The organism is Amycolatopsis sp. NBC_00355 (genome assembly GCF_036104975.1).
Classification (GTDB): Bacteria; Actinomycetota; Actinomycetes; order Mycobacteriales; family Pseudonocardiaceae; genus Amycolatopsis.
This window is the reverse complement of sequence record NZ_CP107982.1, coordinates 2,283,195-2,297,110: the sequence shown is the minus strand read 5'-3', so window position 1 is coordinate 2,297,110 and position 13,916 is coordinate 2,283,195. Positions and strand designations below refer to the sequence as shown.

General features: G+C 72.1%; 15 protein-coding genes and 1 pseudogene. 9 read left to right on the top strand and 7 right to left on the bottom strand.

What is annotated here, in order from left to right; translation table 11 throughout:
- Positions 1–28 precede the first annotated feature (28 nt).
- The 5 genes and pseudogenes from OHS18_RS09190 (at position 29) to OHS18_RS09170 (ending at position 4,478) form a co-directional block, all read left to right on the top strand.
- Complete coding sequence (locus OHS18_RS09190) at positions 29–1,201, top strand: cytochrome P450 (RefSeq protein WP_328458908.1); 1,173 nt, start codon at positions 29–31, stop codon at positions 1,199–1,201.
- Positions 1,195–1,907, top strand: a pseudogene (locus tag OHS18_RS09185) (TetR/AcrR family transcriptional regulator). Before OHS18_RS09190 ends, OHS18_RS09185 begins: the two are co-directional and overlap by 7 nt.
- A complete protein-coding gene (locus tag OHS18_RS09180; RefSeq protein WP_328616641.1) occupies positions 1,907–2,098 on the top strand; it encodes a ferredoxin in 192 nt (63 codons plus the stop codon). Before OHS18_RS09185 ends, OHS18_RS09180 begins: the two are co-directional and overlap by 1 nt.
- Entirely contained in the window at positions 2,095–3,276 is a 1,182-nt protein-coding gene (locus OHS18_RS09175) for an NAD(P)/FAD-dependent oxidoreductase (protein WP_328616640.1), read from the top strand. Before OHS18_RS09180 ends, OHS18_RS09175 begins: the two co-directional genes overlap by 4 nt.
- Positions 3,273–4,478: a cytochrome P450 gene (locus tag OHS18_RS09170; RefSeq protein ID WP_328616639.1), complete on the top strand. Its 1,206-nt coding sequence runs from the start codon at positions 3,273–3,275 to the stop codon at positions 4,476–4,478. Before OHS18_RS09175 ends, OHS18_RS09170 begins: the two co-directional genes overlap by 4 nt.
- Here the strand turns inward: OHS18_RS09170 and OHS18_RS09165 are convergent.
- On the bottom strand, positions 4,468–5,070 hold the full coding sequence (locus OHS18_RS09165; protein ID WP_328616638.1) for a GNAT family N-acetyltransferase: 603 nt from the start codon (positions 5,068–5,070) through the stop codon (positions 4,468–4,470). The genes OHS18_RS09170 and OHS18_RS09165 overlap by 11 nt on opposite strands.
- 21 nt (positions 5,071–5,091) lie before the next feature.
- On the bottom strand, positions 5,092–5,748 hold the full coding sequence (gene lexA, locus OHS18_RS09160) for a transcriptional repressor LexA (RefSeq protein WP_328454019.1): 657 nt from the start codon (positions 5,746–5,748) through the stop codon (positions 5,092–5,094).
- Between the two features lie 285 nt (positions 5,749–6,033).
- On the opposite strand from lexA, the gene OHS18_RS09155 reads away from it, so the two are divergent.
- Positions 6,034–6,552 (top strand): lytic polysaccharide monooxygenase auxiliary activity family 9 protein, encoded by a 519-nt coding sequence (locus tag OHS18_RS09155; RefSeq protein WP_328616637.1) that lies wholly within the window; start codon positions 6,034–6,036, stop codon positions 6,550–6,552.
- A gap of 206 nt (positions 6,553–6,758) precedes the next feature.
- Here OHS18_RS09155 and OHS18_RS09150 read toward each other — a convergent pair whose 3' ends face one another.
- Positions 6,759–8,195 (bottom strand): flavin monoamine oxidase family protein, encoded by a 1,437-nt coding sequence (locus tag OHS18_RS09150; protein ID WP_328616636.1) that lies wholly within the window; start codon positions 8,193–8,195, stop codon positions 6,759–6,761.
- A gap of 151 nt (positions 8,196–8,346) precedes the next feature.
- Positions 8,347–9,771: a DHA2 family efflux MFS transporter permease subunit gene (locus OHS18_RS09145; protein ID WP_328616635.1), complete on the bottom strand. Its 1,425-nt coding sequence runs from the start codon at positions 9,769–9,771 to the stop codon at positions 8,347–8,349.
- Positions 9,772–9,823: 52 nt separating this feature from the next.
- Between OHS18_RS09145 and OHS18_RS09140 the strand changes: the two genes are divergently transcribed.
- On the top strand, positions 9,824–10,576 hold the full coding sequence (locus tag OHS18_RS09140) for a TetR/AcrR family transcriptional regulator (protein WP_328616634.1): 753 nt from the start codon (positions 9,824–9,826) through the stop codon (positions 10,574–10,576).
- A gap of 34 nt (positions 10,577–10,610) precedes the next feature.
- The gene (locus tag OHS18_RS09135; protein WP_328454028.1) at positions 10,611–11,159 is read left to right on the top strand and encodes a cysteine hydrolase family protein; all 549 of its coding nucleotides are present in this window, start codon (positions 10,611–10,613) and stop codon (positions 11,157–11,159) included.
- A 110-nt stretch (positions 11,160–11,269) separates the two neighbouring features.
- Here the strand turns inward: OHS18_RS09135 and OHS18_RS09130 are convergent, their stop codons facing one another.
- From OHS18_RS09130 to OHS18_RS09120, 3 genes are all read right to left on the bottom strand, one after another.
- A complete protein-coding gene (locus OHS18_RS09130; protein WP_328616633.1) occupies positions 11,270–11,620 on the bottom strand; it encodes a hypothetical protein in 351 nt (116 codons plus the stop codon).
- Between the two features lie 102 nt (positions 11,621–11,722).
- Complete coding sequence (locus OHS18_RS09125; RefSeq protein ID WP_328616632.1) at positions 11,723–12,109, bottom strand: DUF4383 domain-containing protein; 387 nt, start codon at positions 12,107–12,109, stop codon at positions 11,723–11,725.
- On the bottom strand, positions 12,106–12,507 hold the full coding sequence (locus OHS18_RS09120) for a hypothetical protein (protein ID WP_328616631.1): 402 nt from the start codon (positions 12,505–12,507) through the stop codon (positions 12,106–12,108). Before OHS18_RS09120 ends, OHS18_RS09125 begins: the two co-directional genes overlap by 4 nt.
- Positions 12,508–12,964: 457 nt before the next feature.
- On the opposite strand from OHS18_RS09120, the gene OHS18_RS09115 reads away from it, so the two are divergent.
- Positions 12,965–13,909 (top strand): EamA family transporter, encoded by a 945-nt coding sequence (locus OHS18_RS09115; RefSeq protein WP_328616630.1) that lies wholly within the window; start codon positions 12,965–12,967, stop codon positions 13,907–13,909.
- The last annotated feature ends 7 nt before the right edge of the window (positions 13,910–13,916 follow it).

Sequence of the window (13,916 nt, the reverse complement as noted above, 5' to 3'; positions counted from 1 at the left end):
GGTGACCGACGAGGTCCTCAGCTATCCGATGCCGGCGCCCGCGGCGCTCGAACCGCCCGCCGACTGGGCGCGCCTGCGGCAGCGGTGCCCGGTCGCCGCCGTCCGGCTGCCCAGCGGCGACCAGGCGTCGCTGCTGACCCGCTACGACGACGTCAAGCAGGTGCTGTCCGACCCGCGCTTCACCCGCGTGCTCAACGCTTCCGACGCCGCGCGCCTCACCGACTCCGAGTCCGGCGGGGTGTTCAACAGCGAGATGGCGAACACGCTGCCGCAGGAGGGCGAGGGCCACCAGCGCTGGCGCCGGATGATCAGCAAGTGGTTCACGGCCAAGCGGATGGCGGCGCTGCGCCCGGGCATCGCCGCGATGGCCGGCCGGCTCGTGGACGAGATGGTCGCGTCGGGTGCCCCAGCCGACCTCAAGGCGAGCGTCGGGTTCCCGCTGCCCGTCTGGGTGATCTGCGACCTGCTCGGCGTCCCGGACGCCGACCGCGAGAAGTTCGCGCACTGGTCGGACAACCTGCTCAACCTCACGCGCTACACCCAGGCCGAGACCGACGCCGCCCAGGCCGAGTTCGGCGCCTACATGCTCGCGCACGTCACGGCCAAGCGGGCCGAGCCGGGCGACGACCTGCTCAGCGACCTGATCACCGGCGCCGCCGAGCCGCTCCCGGACACGATCCTGGTGGCCACCGGCCAGGGGCTGCTCGTCGCCGGGCACGAGACGACGGCCAACATGATCGGCAAGATGCTCGGCCTGCTGCTGTCGGAGCGGGCGCGCTGGGAGCAGCTGCTGGCCGACCCGTCGCTGGTGCGCACCGCGGTGGAGGAAGCGCTGCGGTTCGACGCCAACCCCGGCATCGGCATGCCGCGCTACCTCGGCGAAGAGGTCCAGCTGGGCGGCGAGGTGCTGCCGCGCGGCACCACCGTCCTGTGCAGCATGGCGGCCGCCAACCGCGACGAAGGCGCGTTCGACGCCGCCGGCGAGATGGACCTGACCCGCAGCCCCAACCCGCACCTCGCCTTCGGTGCGGGCTCGCACTCCTGCCTGGGCCAGGCCCTCGCGCGGACCGAGCTGCAGGTCGTCCTGGAAGTGCTGCTGCGCAAGGTGCCGTCGCTGGCGCTCGCCGTCGAACCGGGGGAGCTGCGCCGCGTCGAAGGCCTCGCCGTCGGCGGCCTGCGCGAGCTCCCGGTGCGCTGGTGAAGACCGCCCGCGCGGACACCACCCGCGGGCTGATCCTGACGACGGCGGAGCGGCTGTTCGCCGAGCACGGCGTCTACGCGGTGTCGAACCGGCAGATCAGCGAGGCCGCCGGGCAGGGCAACAACACCGCGGTCGGCTACCACTTCGGCACCAAGGCCGACCTGGTCCGCGCGATCGCCCGGCGGCACACCGAGGGGATCGAGGTGACCCGGACCCGGATGGTCGGCGCCGTGCCCGCCGGCGCGGACGTGCGGACCTGGGTCGCGTGCCTGGTCCGCCCGGCGACCGACCACCTGGGCGCACTGTCCGGCCCGACCTGGTTCGCCCGGTTCGGCGCGCAGGTCATGACGGACCCGGCGCTGCGCGGGATCATGGTCGAAGAGGCGCTGGCCGTCCCGTCGCTGCACCGGACCCTGCTCGGCCTGCACGGCTGCCTGCCCGCCCTGCCCGCCGACGTGCGGGTCGAGCGCGCCGACATGGCGCGTCAGCTCATGGTGCACACCGTGTCATCCAGGGCTTCGCCCTGAGCCGGGGGCTCCGCCACCCGGACCCCCGAACGACCGGGTGTGCCGAACGCGAGCGAGCACTCGCCGAAAACACCCCTACCCCGCGCGCCGGCTGGCACGCCGCCGGGACCGGCCTGATCGACGCGCTCGTCGGTCTCTGGCTCGCCCCGGTCACCACCACGAACCAAGGAGAACTGTGATGAAGGTAGCCGTCGACACCGAAAAATGCTGCGGCGCGGGAACCTGCGTGATGCTCGCCCCGGACGTGTTCGACCAGGGTGAGGACGACGGCATCGTCATCCTCCTCGACGAGCACCCCGCCGAGGAGCTGCACGCCACGGTCCGGGAAGCCGCGAACGTCTGCCCGGCCACGGCGATCACGATCTCGTGAAGGTCCTTGTCGCCGGGGCGTCCGCCGCGGGCCTGGCGACCGTGGAGACTCTGCGCCGCAAGGGGTTCGATGGCGAGCTGACGCTGCTCGGCGCGGACGCGCGGCTGCCGTACGACCGGCCTCCGCTGTCCAAGCAGGTCCTGTCCGGCGCCTGGGCACCGGAGCGCGCCCAGCTGCGGACGGCCGCCGTGCTGTCCTCTTTGGACGTCCACTTGCTCCTGGACGACCCGGCCGCGGGCCTGCACGCCGGCACGCGGACGGTGCGCACCGCCTCGGGCCGGGAGCTGGCCGCGGACGCCGTGGTCGTCGCCACCGGCGTCCGGCCCCGGCGCTTCCCCGGGCAGGACGGCCTCGCCGGCGTCCACGTCCTGCGGACCCTCGAAGACGCGCTCGCCCTGCGAGCCGGGCTCCGGGCCGCCGAACGGCTGGTGGTCGTCGGCGACGGCGTGCTCGGCGCGGAGATCGCCGCGACCGCCCGGGGCCTCGGCGTCGACGTCACCCTGGCCGGACCGCAAAAGTTTCCGCTGGAGAGCCAGTTCGGCCCGTTCGTCGGCGGCCTGCTCACCGCCCTGCACACCGCGCACGGCGTCCGGCTGCGGCTCGGCACGGCCGTCACCGGTCTGGACGTCCGCGACGGACGCGTCACCGGCGTCCGGCTCGACGGCGGCGAGGTACTGCCCGCCGACGTCGTGGTGGTCGCCATCGGCTCCGACCCGGTCACCGGCTGGCTCGACGGCAGCGGCCTGACCTGCGAGAACGGTGTTGTCTGCGACTCACGCTGCCGCGCCGCGCCCGGGGTGTACGCCGCCGGCGACGTCGCGCGGTGGCACCACGAAGGCCTCGATGCGTTGCTGCGGCTGGAAAACCGCACCAACGCGACCGAGCAGGCGATGGCCGTCGCCGGGTCGATCCTCGGCGAGGACCGGCCCTACGTCCCGGTGCCGTACTTCTGGACCGACCAGTACGACGTCAAGATCCAGGTCCACGGCGTGCTCCACCCGGCCGCCGAAGTGTCCGTCGTGGACGGTGACCCGGCGGCCGGCCGGTTCGTCGCCCGGTACCGCCGCGACGGAGCGACCGTCGGGGTCCTCGGCTGGAACATGCCCAAGCAGACCCGGTTGCGGCGGCCCGAAGTCGCCGAGACCCTCACTCGCGTCCACTGTGGAGGAACCGTATGACCAGCACGCCCGGGATCCCGGACTTCCCGATGACCCGCGCCGCGGGCTGCCCGTTCGACCCGCCGCCCGCCGCCCGCGTATTGCAGGAGGAGGCCCCGCTCAAGCGGGTGAAGCTCTGGGACGGCTCCACGCCGTGGCTGGTGACCCGCTACGCCGAGCAGCGCACCCTGCTGGCCGACCCGCGGGTCAGCGCCGACATCTCCCGCCCTGGCTACCCGAGCCCCGCGCCGCTGCCGAAGGGCGGCAGCGGCATCAGCTTCATCCTGATGGACAACCCCGAGCACGCCCGGCTGCGGCGGATGGTCACGGCGCCGTTCACCATCCGGCGCACCGAGAAGATGCGCCCGGCCGTGCAGAAGATCGTCGACGACCAGCTCGACGCCATGCTGGCCGGCCCCAACCCGGTCGATCTCGTCGAGGCGTTCGCGCTGCCGGTGCCGTCGCTGGTGATCTGCGAGCTGCTCGGCGTGCCCTACACCGACCACGACTTCTTCCAGGAGAACAGCAAGGTCATCATCCGGCGCGACGCGAAGCCCGAAGAGCGGGCGGCCGGGCACCAGGCCCTCGTCGGCTACCTCGACGAGCTGATGGGCAAGAAGCTGGCCGAGCCGTCCGACGACCTGCTGTCGGGACTCGCCACCCGCGTCAACGCGGGGGAGCTGACCCGGGTCGAGGCGGCGCAGATGGGCGTCCTGCTGCTCATCGCCGGCCACGAGACCACGGCGAACATGATCGCGCTCGGCACCCTGGCCCTGCTGGAGCACCCGGACCAGCTGAAGCTGCTGCGGGAGGGCGACGACCCGAAGCTGGTCGCGTCGGCCGTCGAGGAACTGTTGCGCTACCTGAACATCACGCACAACGGCCGGCGCCGGCTTGCGTTGGAGGACATCGAGATCGCCGGCGAGACCGTGCGCGCGGGTGAGGGCATGATCATGGCGAACGACATCGCCAACCGCGACCCGGACGTCTTCCCCGACGGCGACCGCCTCGACCTGAGCCGCGACGCGCACCGCCACATCGCGTTCGGCTTCGGCGTCCACCAGTGCCTCGGCCAGCCGCTGGCCCGGCTGGAGCTGCAGGTCGTCTACAGCACGCTGTACCGCCGGATCCCGTCGCTCGCGCTGGCCACCGAGGTCGGCCAGGTCCCGTTCAAGCACGACGGGTCGGTCTACGGGGTCTACGAGCTGCCCGTCACCTGGTGAACTCGACCCGCATGACGAACCGCCGCGGGCTGGGGTGGGTGACCTCGGTGAACCCGGCGTCCTCGAAGACCTGCCGGGCGCCGACGTGCAGCTCGCCCCAGGTGACGGTCTTCCCGGGCCGGGTGACCATCGGGTAGGCCTCGAGCGCGCGGGCGCCGTGTTCGCGGGCGAACGGGACGGTGGCGCGGGCCAGGGGATAGGTGAGGCCGCGGCCGCGGAAGCCCTTGCGCACGACGAGGCAGGTGACGGCCCAGACGCCCGGGTCGTCCTTGTCCTCGGCGCGGCCCTTCCACGGGATCCGGGAGGTCCGCAGCTTCGGGAAGGCGCGCCGCGGCTCGACGGCGACCCAGCCAGCGGGCTCGCCGGCCACATAGGCCACGAGCCCGCTGGTGGGGCCCGGGGTGCCGCAGCCGGTCTGGGCCTCCTGGGCCTCGAGGCGTTCGTCGAAGGTGGAGTCCCGCCAGATCCACTCGGTGACCTTGAACCGCTGGCACCGGCACCGCTGGGCGTCACCGCTGCCGAAGATCAGTTCCAGGTCGGGCCAGGACGCCTCGTTGGCGGGCACGATCCGGACGTCGTCGAACGGCTCCATGCCCGCCATCATGGCGGGCGGTCAGAAGCTGCGCAGCACCGAGACGACCGTGCCGAGGATGACCGCGCGGTCGCCGTCGATGACCTCGTAGGCCGGGTTGCGGGGCTCGAGGTAGACGTGGCCGTCGCGGCGGCGGTAGACCTTGACCGTCGCCTCCTCGTCGATCATCGCCGCGACGATCTGGCCCGAGTGGGCTTCGCTCTGCTGCTTGACCACGACGATGTCGCCGTCGCAGATGGCGGCGTCGATCATCGAGTCGCCGCGGACGCGCAGCCCGAAGACGGTGCCGCGGCCGGTGAGGTCGCGGGGGAGGTTCAGGACGTCGTCGACGTGCTCCTGGGCCGCGATCGGCGTACCGGCCGCGATGTCGCCGACCACCGGCACGGCGACCGAGTCGGCGCTTTCGCGGGGCCCGCTGTCCCGCAGGAACGCGCGCACATCGAGCTGTCGCGCGACCGAGCCGCCGCGGCTCAGGAAGCCCTTGTCCTCCAGCGCCGCCAGGTGCTTCGACACCGACGACGAGGACCGCAGCCCGACGATCTCCGCGATCTCGCGGCTGCTCGGCGAATACCCGTGGTGCACCACGCAGTCCCGGATCGCCACCAGGATCCGTTGCTGCCGCTCCGGCAGGGCGGTGGTGTCCAGGTGCTCGAACGGATCGACGTCGTAGGTGGTCACGGGCGGAATCCTAGTGGTAGGCGCTCCGCGCGCCGCCGCCCGGTCCGGCCGCCACGATCGAGTGAATTCCGCTCAGCGGAACAGCGGCGGATGGTTGGCGACTGACCAACATGCCTTGAGGATTGCCACCTGTTGACCTATGTCCGATTTCATCGTATGGTCTAGACCACAAATTTCCTTCGCTCGAACACCTTCCCGGCGCGGCGGGCCTCCTCGTGAGGTCCGGACCGCGGCTCCGCCGTGCCCGGCGGCGGGAAGGCGAGCCCGTCCCCGAAGGAGCTGGGTATGAAAGCCAACCGGAAACTGGTCGCGGCCGCCGCGGGTGTGCTGCTGGCCCCGGTGCTGGTGCTGGTCAACCCCGCCGGCATCGCGAGCGCGCACGGCTACGTCAACTCGCCGGCCAGCCGGCAGGCGCAATGCGCCCAGGGCACCGTGTCCTGCGGGGAGATCAAGTACGAACCGCAAAGCGTCGAAGGCCCGAAGGGACTGACCTCCTGCAACGGCGGGAACGCGCAGTTCGCCGAGCTGAACGACGACAACAAGGGCTGGAACGCGGCGCCGGTCGGCAGCACGGTGACGTTCACCTGGACTTTCACGGCCCGCCACAGCACCGCCAGCTATGACTACTACATCGGTGGCGAGAAGGTCGCCGGCATCCCCGGCAACAACCAGCAGCCGCCGGAAACCGTTTCGCACCAGGTGGATCTGAGTGGCCACACCGGCCGCCAGACGGTCCTCGCGGTGTGGAACATCGCCGATACGGCGAACGCGTTCTACTCCTGCATCGACCTGCAGGTGGGCTGAGCCCCGGGCCGCCCGGGAGCGCGCGGCTCCCGGGCGGCCCGGTCACCGCCATCGCCCAGCCGGGCCCGGCCACCACGCCGCCCGGAGCGGCCGACTCGCCGACCGGAGTGGCCACCATGCCGCCCGGAACGGCCGACTCGCCGACAACGGGTTTCCGCGGTCGGCGCCACTCCGGTCGCCGTGTCGGCCGTTCGGGGAAGGGCGAATCAGGCCGCCGCGAGTTCCACAAAGGCCCGTACGCCGGATTCCAGCGCGTAGCTCATCGAACCGCCGTTGGGCTCGTAACTCGTGTGCTCGCCGGCGAAGTGGATCCGGCCCTCGGGGGCGCGGATCGCGGGCATCAGCTTGCCGTGGCCGCGTTCGGGCAGCACGTACGAACCCTCGATCCACGGCTGGTGGTCCCACGCCACCGACAGTCCCAGCTCGTAGTGCTCGCGGGCACCGGGGAACATCGTCTCGACGTGCTCCAGCACGAAGTTCAGCCGCTCCTCTCCCGTCATCGCCGCGACCGCCTTCGACCGCCAGCCGGTCATCAGCACCTCCAGGATGCGGCGCGGGCCGGGCTGGCTCACCGAGGCGTCGCGGACCCAGCGCACCGGGAGATCGGTCGACACGCTCACGTTGTGCCCTTCCCAGAACTGCGACCGCATCTGCAGGTAGACGCGCACGATCGACGCGTACCGCAGCCGGCGCATCACGTCGATCTTCGCTTCGGACAGCCCGGCGTGGCTGACGTCGACGTGGCGCATCGCGCTGAACGGCACCGTGACGACGACCCGGTCGGCGGTCACCGTGGCGAGCCGGCCGTGGTCGAGGTAGGTGACCGTGACGGCGTCGTCGTCCTGGGCGAGGCGGACGACCGGGCTGCGGTACCGGATCCGCTCGCGCAGTCCGTCCGCAAAGGACTGTGGCAGCACGTCGGTGCCGCCGGCGATCTTGCCCCAGCCGTCCACTTCGCCCAGCAGCGAACGATGTCCGCTCTCGTGCCGCAGCCACGACAACGCCGACGCCGAGCGGAGATCGCCGCCGCGCATCTCCAGGAACAGCGGTTCCATCAGGTCGATCGCGGCCTGCGACGCGCCCCGGCCGCGCAGCACCTCCTGCACCGACGCGCGGTCGAGGTGCTCCATCTCCGCCGCCGGCGCCCAGTCCGGCGCCGCCAGGTCGGGGCCGAGCTCCTCGGCCGCCGCGGTGACGTACCGCTCGATCATGTCCGTGACGCTCATCCCGCGTTCGTGCTCGGCGAGCGGCAGCCCGGCCGCGGCGAGCGAAGCCGGGTCGGCGCGCACGAACCGGCCGTTGACGAAGTAGGAGAAGTCCTGGTCCAGCAAGTCGGACCGGTCCAGTTCGACGCCGAGGAGTTTCCGGTAGTGCGTCACGTAGTCGCAGTGCGGCGTCACGGTCATCGCGCCCGCTTCGACGCGCAGGCCGTCGGCGAACGGGCTCCGCAGCGTGAACGCGCGGCCGCCGGGGCGTTCGGACGCCTCCAGGACCGTGACGTCGCACCCGGCGCGGTGCAGTTCGTGCGCGGCCGCCAGTCCGGCGAGCCCGGCTCCGACGACGACCGCCGACCGCGGTGGCCGCAGCCGCGGAAACCCCTCGTCGAGCTGTCGCCGCACCTCGGAACGCGTGATTTCTCGCATCTGTACCAGCCCCAAACGATTGCCCCCGAGAAACTATAGTAAGCAGCCGTCGGGGGCGACTGTCAACGTCGGGCGCGGAAAACCTTAGCTCGTAAGCATTCTTCGGCAGCCGTCGAAGTGGTCTGGTTTGGAAACGACGGTCATCGGGAAATCATCGGACGTGCTTCGGGAGGAGCCAGACCAGCCCGAAGGTGACCACGTACAGCACGACGGCCAGGCCGATCACGAGTTCGCCCGCGCCGAGGAACGTAGTGCGGCCCGCCTGCGCGAAGAACACCGTGCCGAGCGCGGCGACGCCGATGGCGCCGGAGAACTGCTGGACGGCGTTGAGCATGCCGGCACCGGTGCCGACCTCTTCGGTGGTGGCGTTGCCGAGGATGAAGTCGAAGATCGGGACGAACACGAGGCCGGAGCCGAACCCGATCAGCAGCAGGGACGGCGCCAGGGTCACGGATGTGAGGCCGCCGCCCCGGTGCGCGATGGTCCACCACAGGGCGAGCAGGCCGGCGACGGCGATACCCAGGCCCAGGTGCAGGGTGGCGCGGCCGAGCCGCTGCGTGAGCACGGCGCCGGCGAGCCCGACGGCGACGGCGCTGCCGAGCGCCCACGGGATCAGGGTGAGGCTGGTGTGCAGGGGAGTCCAGTGCAGACCGAGCTGCAGCAGCAGGTTGAACGCCAGCTGGAAACCGGTCAGTGACGCGAAGAACGCGCCCACGATGGCCAGGCCCGCGACAAAACTGCGGCTGCGGAACAGCGACGGCGTGATCACCGGGTGCGCGCTGCGCCGCTCCGAGACGACGAACAGCCCCAGGGTGACGATCGCCGCGGCGAGTGACAGGTAGGTCCACCACGGCCAGCCGAGCTCGCGGCCCTGGACCAGCGGGATGATCAACAGCGCCGAAGCCAGGGTGAGCAGGGTGACGCCGCCGACGTCGAGCCGGGCGTTCGTGTCCTCGCCGGTCCGGTGCGGCAGGAACCGCCGGCCCAGTGCCCAGGCGAAGACGCCGACCGGCACGTTGATCAGGAAGATCGAGCGCCACTGGCTGCCGAAGAGGTCGATGTGCAGCAGCCAGCCGGCGAGGATCGGCCCGGCCACCGTCGCGAGTCCCATCACCGGGCCGAACGGGATGAGCGCCTTGCGCAGCAAGTGCGGCGGGAAGACGACCTTCACCATCGCGAACCCCTGCGGGATCATCACCGACCCGAACAGGCCCTGCAGCACGCGGGCGGTGATCAGGAAACCGACGCCGGGGGCGAGCCCGCAGGCGAGCGAGGCGAGCGTGAACCCGGCCATGCCCAGCAGGAACAGCCGGCGGCGGCCGAGCAGGTCGCCCAGCCGGCCCGAGGTGATCAGGCCGATGGCGAAGGCCGCCGTGTAGGCGGTGAGCACCCATTGCAGGGTCGTCTCGCTGCCGCCGAGGTCGGCGCGGATGGCCGGGCCGGCGAGGGTGGCGATCGTCGAGTCGATCACGTCCATCACGTCGGCGATGAAGACGACCGCGAGGACGAGCCAGGCCTTGCGGAGGGGGAGCGGAGCGGTGCTCGACGCTCGTAACGAACTTTGTTCGACTGTCACGAACTAAGTTCTACGACTGGAACATAGTTCGTGTCAAGGTAGGCTCGGCCACATGCCAGTGGATCCCGAACGACGCCGCGCGGCCCGGCACGCCCAGCCGGCCGTCTCCCCGGAGCGGCAGCCGCGCCGGAAACCGCCGATCACGGTCACCCGGATCACCGACGCGGCGCTGGAGGTCGTCGCCACCCAGGGCTACGACGCCTTGACGATGCGCAGCGTCGCCGCCGTGCTCGACACGGGACCCGCCTCGTTGTACGCGCACGTCGTCAACAAGGCCGACATCGACGAGCTGATCATCGGCCGGCTCTGCAGCCAGCTGGTGCTGCCCGAACCCGACCCGGCGACCTGGCGCGCGCAGATCCTCGACGTCTGCGCCCAGATCCGCGACCAGTACCTGCGTTACCCCGGCGTCTCCCGCGCCGCGCTGGCCATGGTCGCCACCAACCTCGACGTGCTGCGCGTCAACGAGGGAATGCTGGCCATCCTGCTCGCCGGCGGCATCGAGCCGCAGACCGCGGCGTGGGCGATCGACGCCCTCGCGCTCTACGTCAGCGCGTACGCCCTGGAGAGTTCCCTGGTCGCGCAGCGGCAGAGTCATCAGGGCGACGAATGGGTGGTCGGCCGCGACGAGCTGGTGAGCCGGTTCGCCGCGCTGCCCGCCGACCGGTTCCCGCAGATCCGGCGCTACGCCGCCGAGCTGACCTCCGGCACCGGGCACGAGCGGTTCGACTTCACCCTCGGCACGATCGTCGACAACCTCACCCGGCGACGCCCCGCTGCCGAGGCCGCAGTAGGTTCCAAGTAATCAGTTGAAGACTTAACCTGCGAAGGGGCCGACGGTGGCCAAGCACGCTCTCCTCGTCATGGACGTCCAGCCGGTGGTCGTGGACCGGTACCCCGATCCCGCCTACCTGCCCCGCCTGCGCGAGGCGATCGAGGCCGCCCGGGCGAGCGGCACGCCCGTGATCTACGTCGTCGTCGGGTTCCGCCCCGGGTTTCCGGAAATCAGCTCCCGCAACAAGATGTTCGGCGCGCTCGCCGGCTCCGCGGCGCCGATGGACGAAAAGCTCACCCGGGTCCACCCGGACGTCGCCCCCGGACCCGGCGACCTCGTCGTCACCAAACGCCGTGTCAGCGCGTTCGCCGGCAGCGACCTGGACGTCGTGCTGCGGGCGGGCGGCGTCGACCACCTGGTGCTCACCGGCATCGCCACCAGCGGCGTCGTGCTCTCCACCCTGCGCCAAGCCGCGGACCTCGACTTCGGCCTCACCGTCCTGGCCGACGGCTGCCTCGACGCCGACCCCGAGGTGCACCGGGTGCTGACCGAAAAGGTGTTCCCGCACCAGGCCGAGGTCACGACCGTGGCGGAGTGGGTCGCCGCCCGCTAGCTGTGATGTCCGGACAGCTCCACGTCACATCCGGTGGCCTTCACCTGTCTGCACGACAGGCCGTCACCCTCACCTCAACCCGGGACAACGTCCTGGACATCACAGCTAGCTCAGCGCGGCGGGTACGGCGGCGCCGGCGGGGCCGGCGGGTAAGGCGGAACCGGCGCGGTGGGCCGGGAAGAGCGCTGGCTGCCGATCAGGACGAAGATCGCCCCGCAGATCGCGATCCCGGCGCCGGCGACGGTCAGCGTCAGGTCGCCGGTGATCTCGGCCTGCGTCTCCGGCAGCGAGCCGACGGTGTAGTCGCACCGCTGCGCGCTGTTCTGCGCCGAGCAGGTCCAGTCCGACGAACTCGAGGTGGGGTTGCCGGCCAGGGTCAGCGCGGTGACCGCACCGGCCACCAGCAACACCATCCCGGCCACGAACAACAGCGCCCCGAACACCGCCGAGAGGATCCGCACGAGTCCCGCACCTTCCGTTCCCTGATCGATCGCGGCGATCGTAAGCACCTACGCGCGGGCGCGGAGGCGACTTCGGGGAATCGGCCCGGATCGTGATCGGGGCTACGCGGTCCTGCGGCTGCGCGTGACGATCCCCGCGGCGAGGACGACCGTGCCGAGGACGGCGTGGAACAGGTGGTCGCCCGTCATCAGGTGCAGCGGCCCGACGTGCCACCCGCGGTCGGCCGCGGGGTCGCCGAGCGCGAGACCGAGCGCGCCGAACGTCAGGTAGCCGGCCCCGAAGACGAGGCAGAACAGCTTGGCCCCGCCGCGGAATCCGGCGTAGAGCGCGACCAGTCCGGTGACGAAGTGCAGGAGCGTGTGCCAGCGGCTCGCCGTATCCCCCGAAAAGACCGCGATCGGGCTGGTCGCGACAAAAAGGACACCGAGGATCCGGCACGCCCACCGGGCCACGTTCGCGGTGCGGTGGGTCGCGGGCCGGACGGTCACGACACGACCGGCGGGACGGAACCGGGCTCCCGGCGCCGGAACCCCTGTACGGCGGCGATGATCCCGGCGATCGCGGTGCCCCACAGGCCCACGGCCATGACCGCGGTGCCGGCCGCGAGGCCGGGGTTGCCCTCGCCGAAGTTGCGTAGCACCAGGGCGAATCCCACCCCGCCGATCCACAGCGAGATGAGCGTGGCCAGCAACGGGCTCCACCACCACTTCGCGGTCAGCACGACCAGGGCGCCGAAGGCCGCGATGATGACGATCCCGGGTGGGAACGCCGGGAACTTCCCCGGATCGGCGATCCACTGGATCACCAGGCCGGCGACGCCGGCCCCGAGCCCCGCCAAGGCGATCCGGGCGGCGGTGGTGCGGCCGAGTACGTCGAGTCCAGTCATGGGGACAACTGTGTCGGCGGGCGGCGGTCCTGCCATCCGCACCGGCGCGTAACCGTGCCGTACGTTGACCGACGTAGGCCCGGTGGCTCGACGACGACCCCGTGCCGGACACCCTCGCCCGGACGCGGGTACGCCGATCCGCTCGCCCGCCGCGAGACGCTGCCGGAGACGTCGCCGCGCGAGCGGCGCACCGCCGGCTGCCTCAGCTACCTCGGCTTCGCGCCGGCCGCCCCGGCGATGTTCCGCCGCAATCTGATCGACGCGACCGACCCGGCACTCTCGGCCGCGTCGTCGTTCCTGGCGGTTCAAGGCAAACGCGGCGTTCGACGTCCCCCTCGTCTCGGCGCGGTCGCGGAACCTGTTGCGTGGCAGTACTTCGCAAAGCGGCCGTGCGCCGGACACCGCCGTCCCGGAAAACCGCTGTTCCGGTCCGGGGAGCCGGAAACACACTGCGAAGGTGGCCACAGTGGACAAGAGCGCGCCGAGCCGGGCGCGGGCGACCGGGCTGAGCCTGACCTCGTGGGTGCTGTTCGCGAGCTCCGGCCCGGTGGCCAAGGCCGTGCTGGCCACCGGGTGGTCGCCGGGCGCGGTGACGGCGGTGCGGATCGGGCTGGCCGCCGTCCTGCTCCTGCCCGCGGTCGGGGTGCTGCGGCCGCGGGCGCTGCGGTTCCGCCGCGGCGACCTCGGGCTGCTGCTCGGGTACGGCCTGCTCGGCGTCGCCGGGGTGCAGCTGTTCTTCTTCGTGGCCGTGGCGCGGGTTCCGGTCGGGGTGGCGATGGTGCTGGTGAACCTGGCGCCGGCGCTGGTCGCGCTGTGGGTGCGGGTGGTGCGGCGCACCCGGCTGCCCGGGCCGGTGTGGCTGGGCATCGCGCTGGCCGTGGCCGGGCTGGCGCTGGTCGCGCAGATCTGGCAGGGCGCCCGGCTCGACCTGCTCGGCGTCGCGGCCGGGCTGGGCGCGGCGATCTGCTCGGCCGGCTACTTCCTGCTGGGCGAGCACGGCGCGAGCAGGCACGACCCGTTCGGCCTGACGGCGGCCGGGCTGGCGATCGGCGCGGTCGTGGTGCTCGCGGTCAGCCCGCCGTGGGCGCAGCCGCCGGGGTCGCTCTCCACCCCGGTGGTCCTGGGCGATCTCCGGGTCCCGGTGTGGGTCGCGCTGGTGGCGCTGGCCGTGGCCGGCACCGTGCTGCCCTACCTGGCCGGGCTGCAGTCCCTGCGCGTGCTGCCCCCGGCCGCGGCCAGTGTGCTGGCCCTGGTGGAACCCCTGGTCGCCGCGGCGCTGGCGTGGCTGCTGCTGGGCGAGGCCCTCGGCCCGGCCCAGCTGGCCGGGGCGGTCCTCCTGCTCGCCGGCGCGATACTGGTCCAGCTGGCCGGGCCGAAGGCGCGGCGGCCGGCCCGGCCCTGACGCCGTC

What these genes read in the sequence shown, in the direction of transcription:
- OHS18_RS09190 (WP_328458908.1), top strand. Translation starts at nt 29, where the DNA reads ATGCCGGCGCCCGCGGCGCTCGAACCGCCCGCCGACTGGGCGCGCCTG.
- OHS18_RS09180 (WP_328616641.1), top strand. Translation starts at nt 1,907, where the DNA reads ATGAAGGTAGCCGTCGACACCGAAAAATGCTGCGGCGCGGGAACCTGC.
- OHS18_RS09170 (WP_328616639.1), top strand. Translation starts at nt 3,273, where the DNA reads ATGACCAGCACGCCCGGGATCCCGGACTTCCCGATGACCCGCGCCGCG.
- OHS18_RS09165 (WP_328616638.1), bottom strand. Translation starts at nt 5,070, where the DNA reads ATGGAGCCGTTCGACGACGTCCGGATCGTGCCCGCCAACGAGGCGTCC.
- OHS18_RS09155 (WP_328616637.1), top strand. Translation starts at nt 6,034, where the DNA reads ATGAAAGCCAACCGGAAACTGGTCGCGGCCGCCGCGGGTGTGCTGCTG.
- OHS18_RS09150 (WP_328616636.1), bottom strand. Translation starts at nt 8,195, where the DNA reads ATGCGAGAAATCACGCGTTCCGAGGTGCGGCGACAGCTCGACGAGGGG.
- OHS18_RS09140 (WP_328616634.1), top strand. Translation starts at nt 9,824, where the DNA reads ATGCCAGTGGATCCCGAACGACGCCGCGCGGCCCGGCACGCCCAGCCG.
- OHS18_RS09120 (WP_328616631.1), bottom strand. Translation starts at nt 12,507, where the DNA reads ATGACTGGACTCGACGTACTCGGCCGCACCACCGCCGCCCGGATCGCC.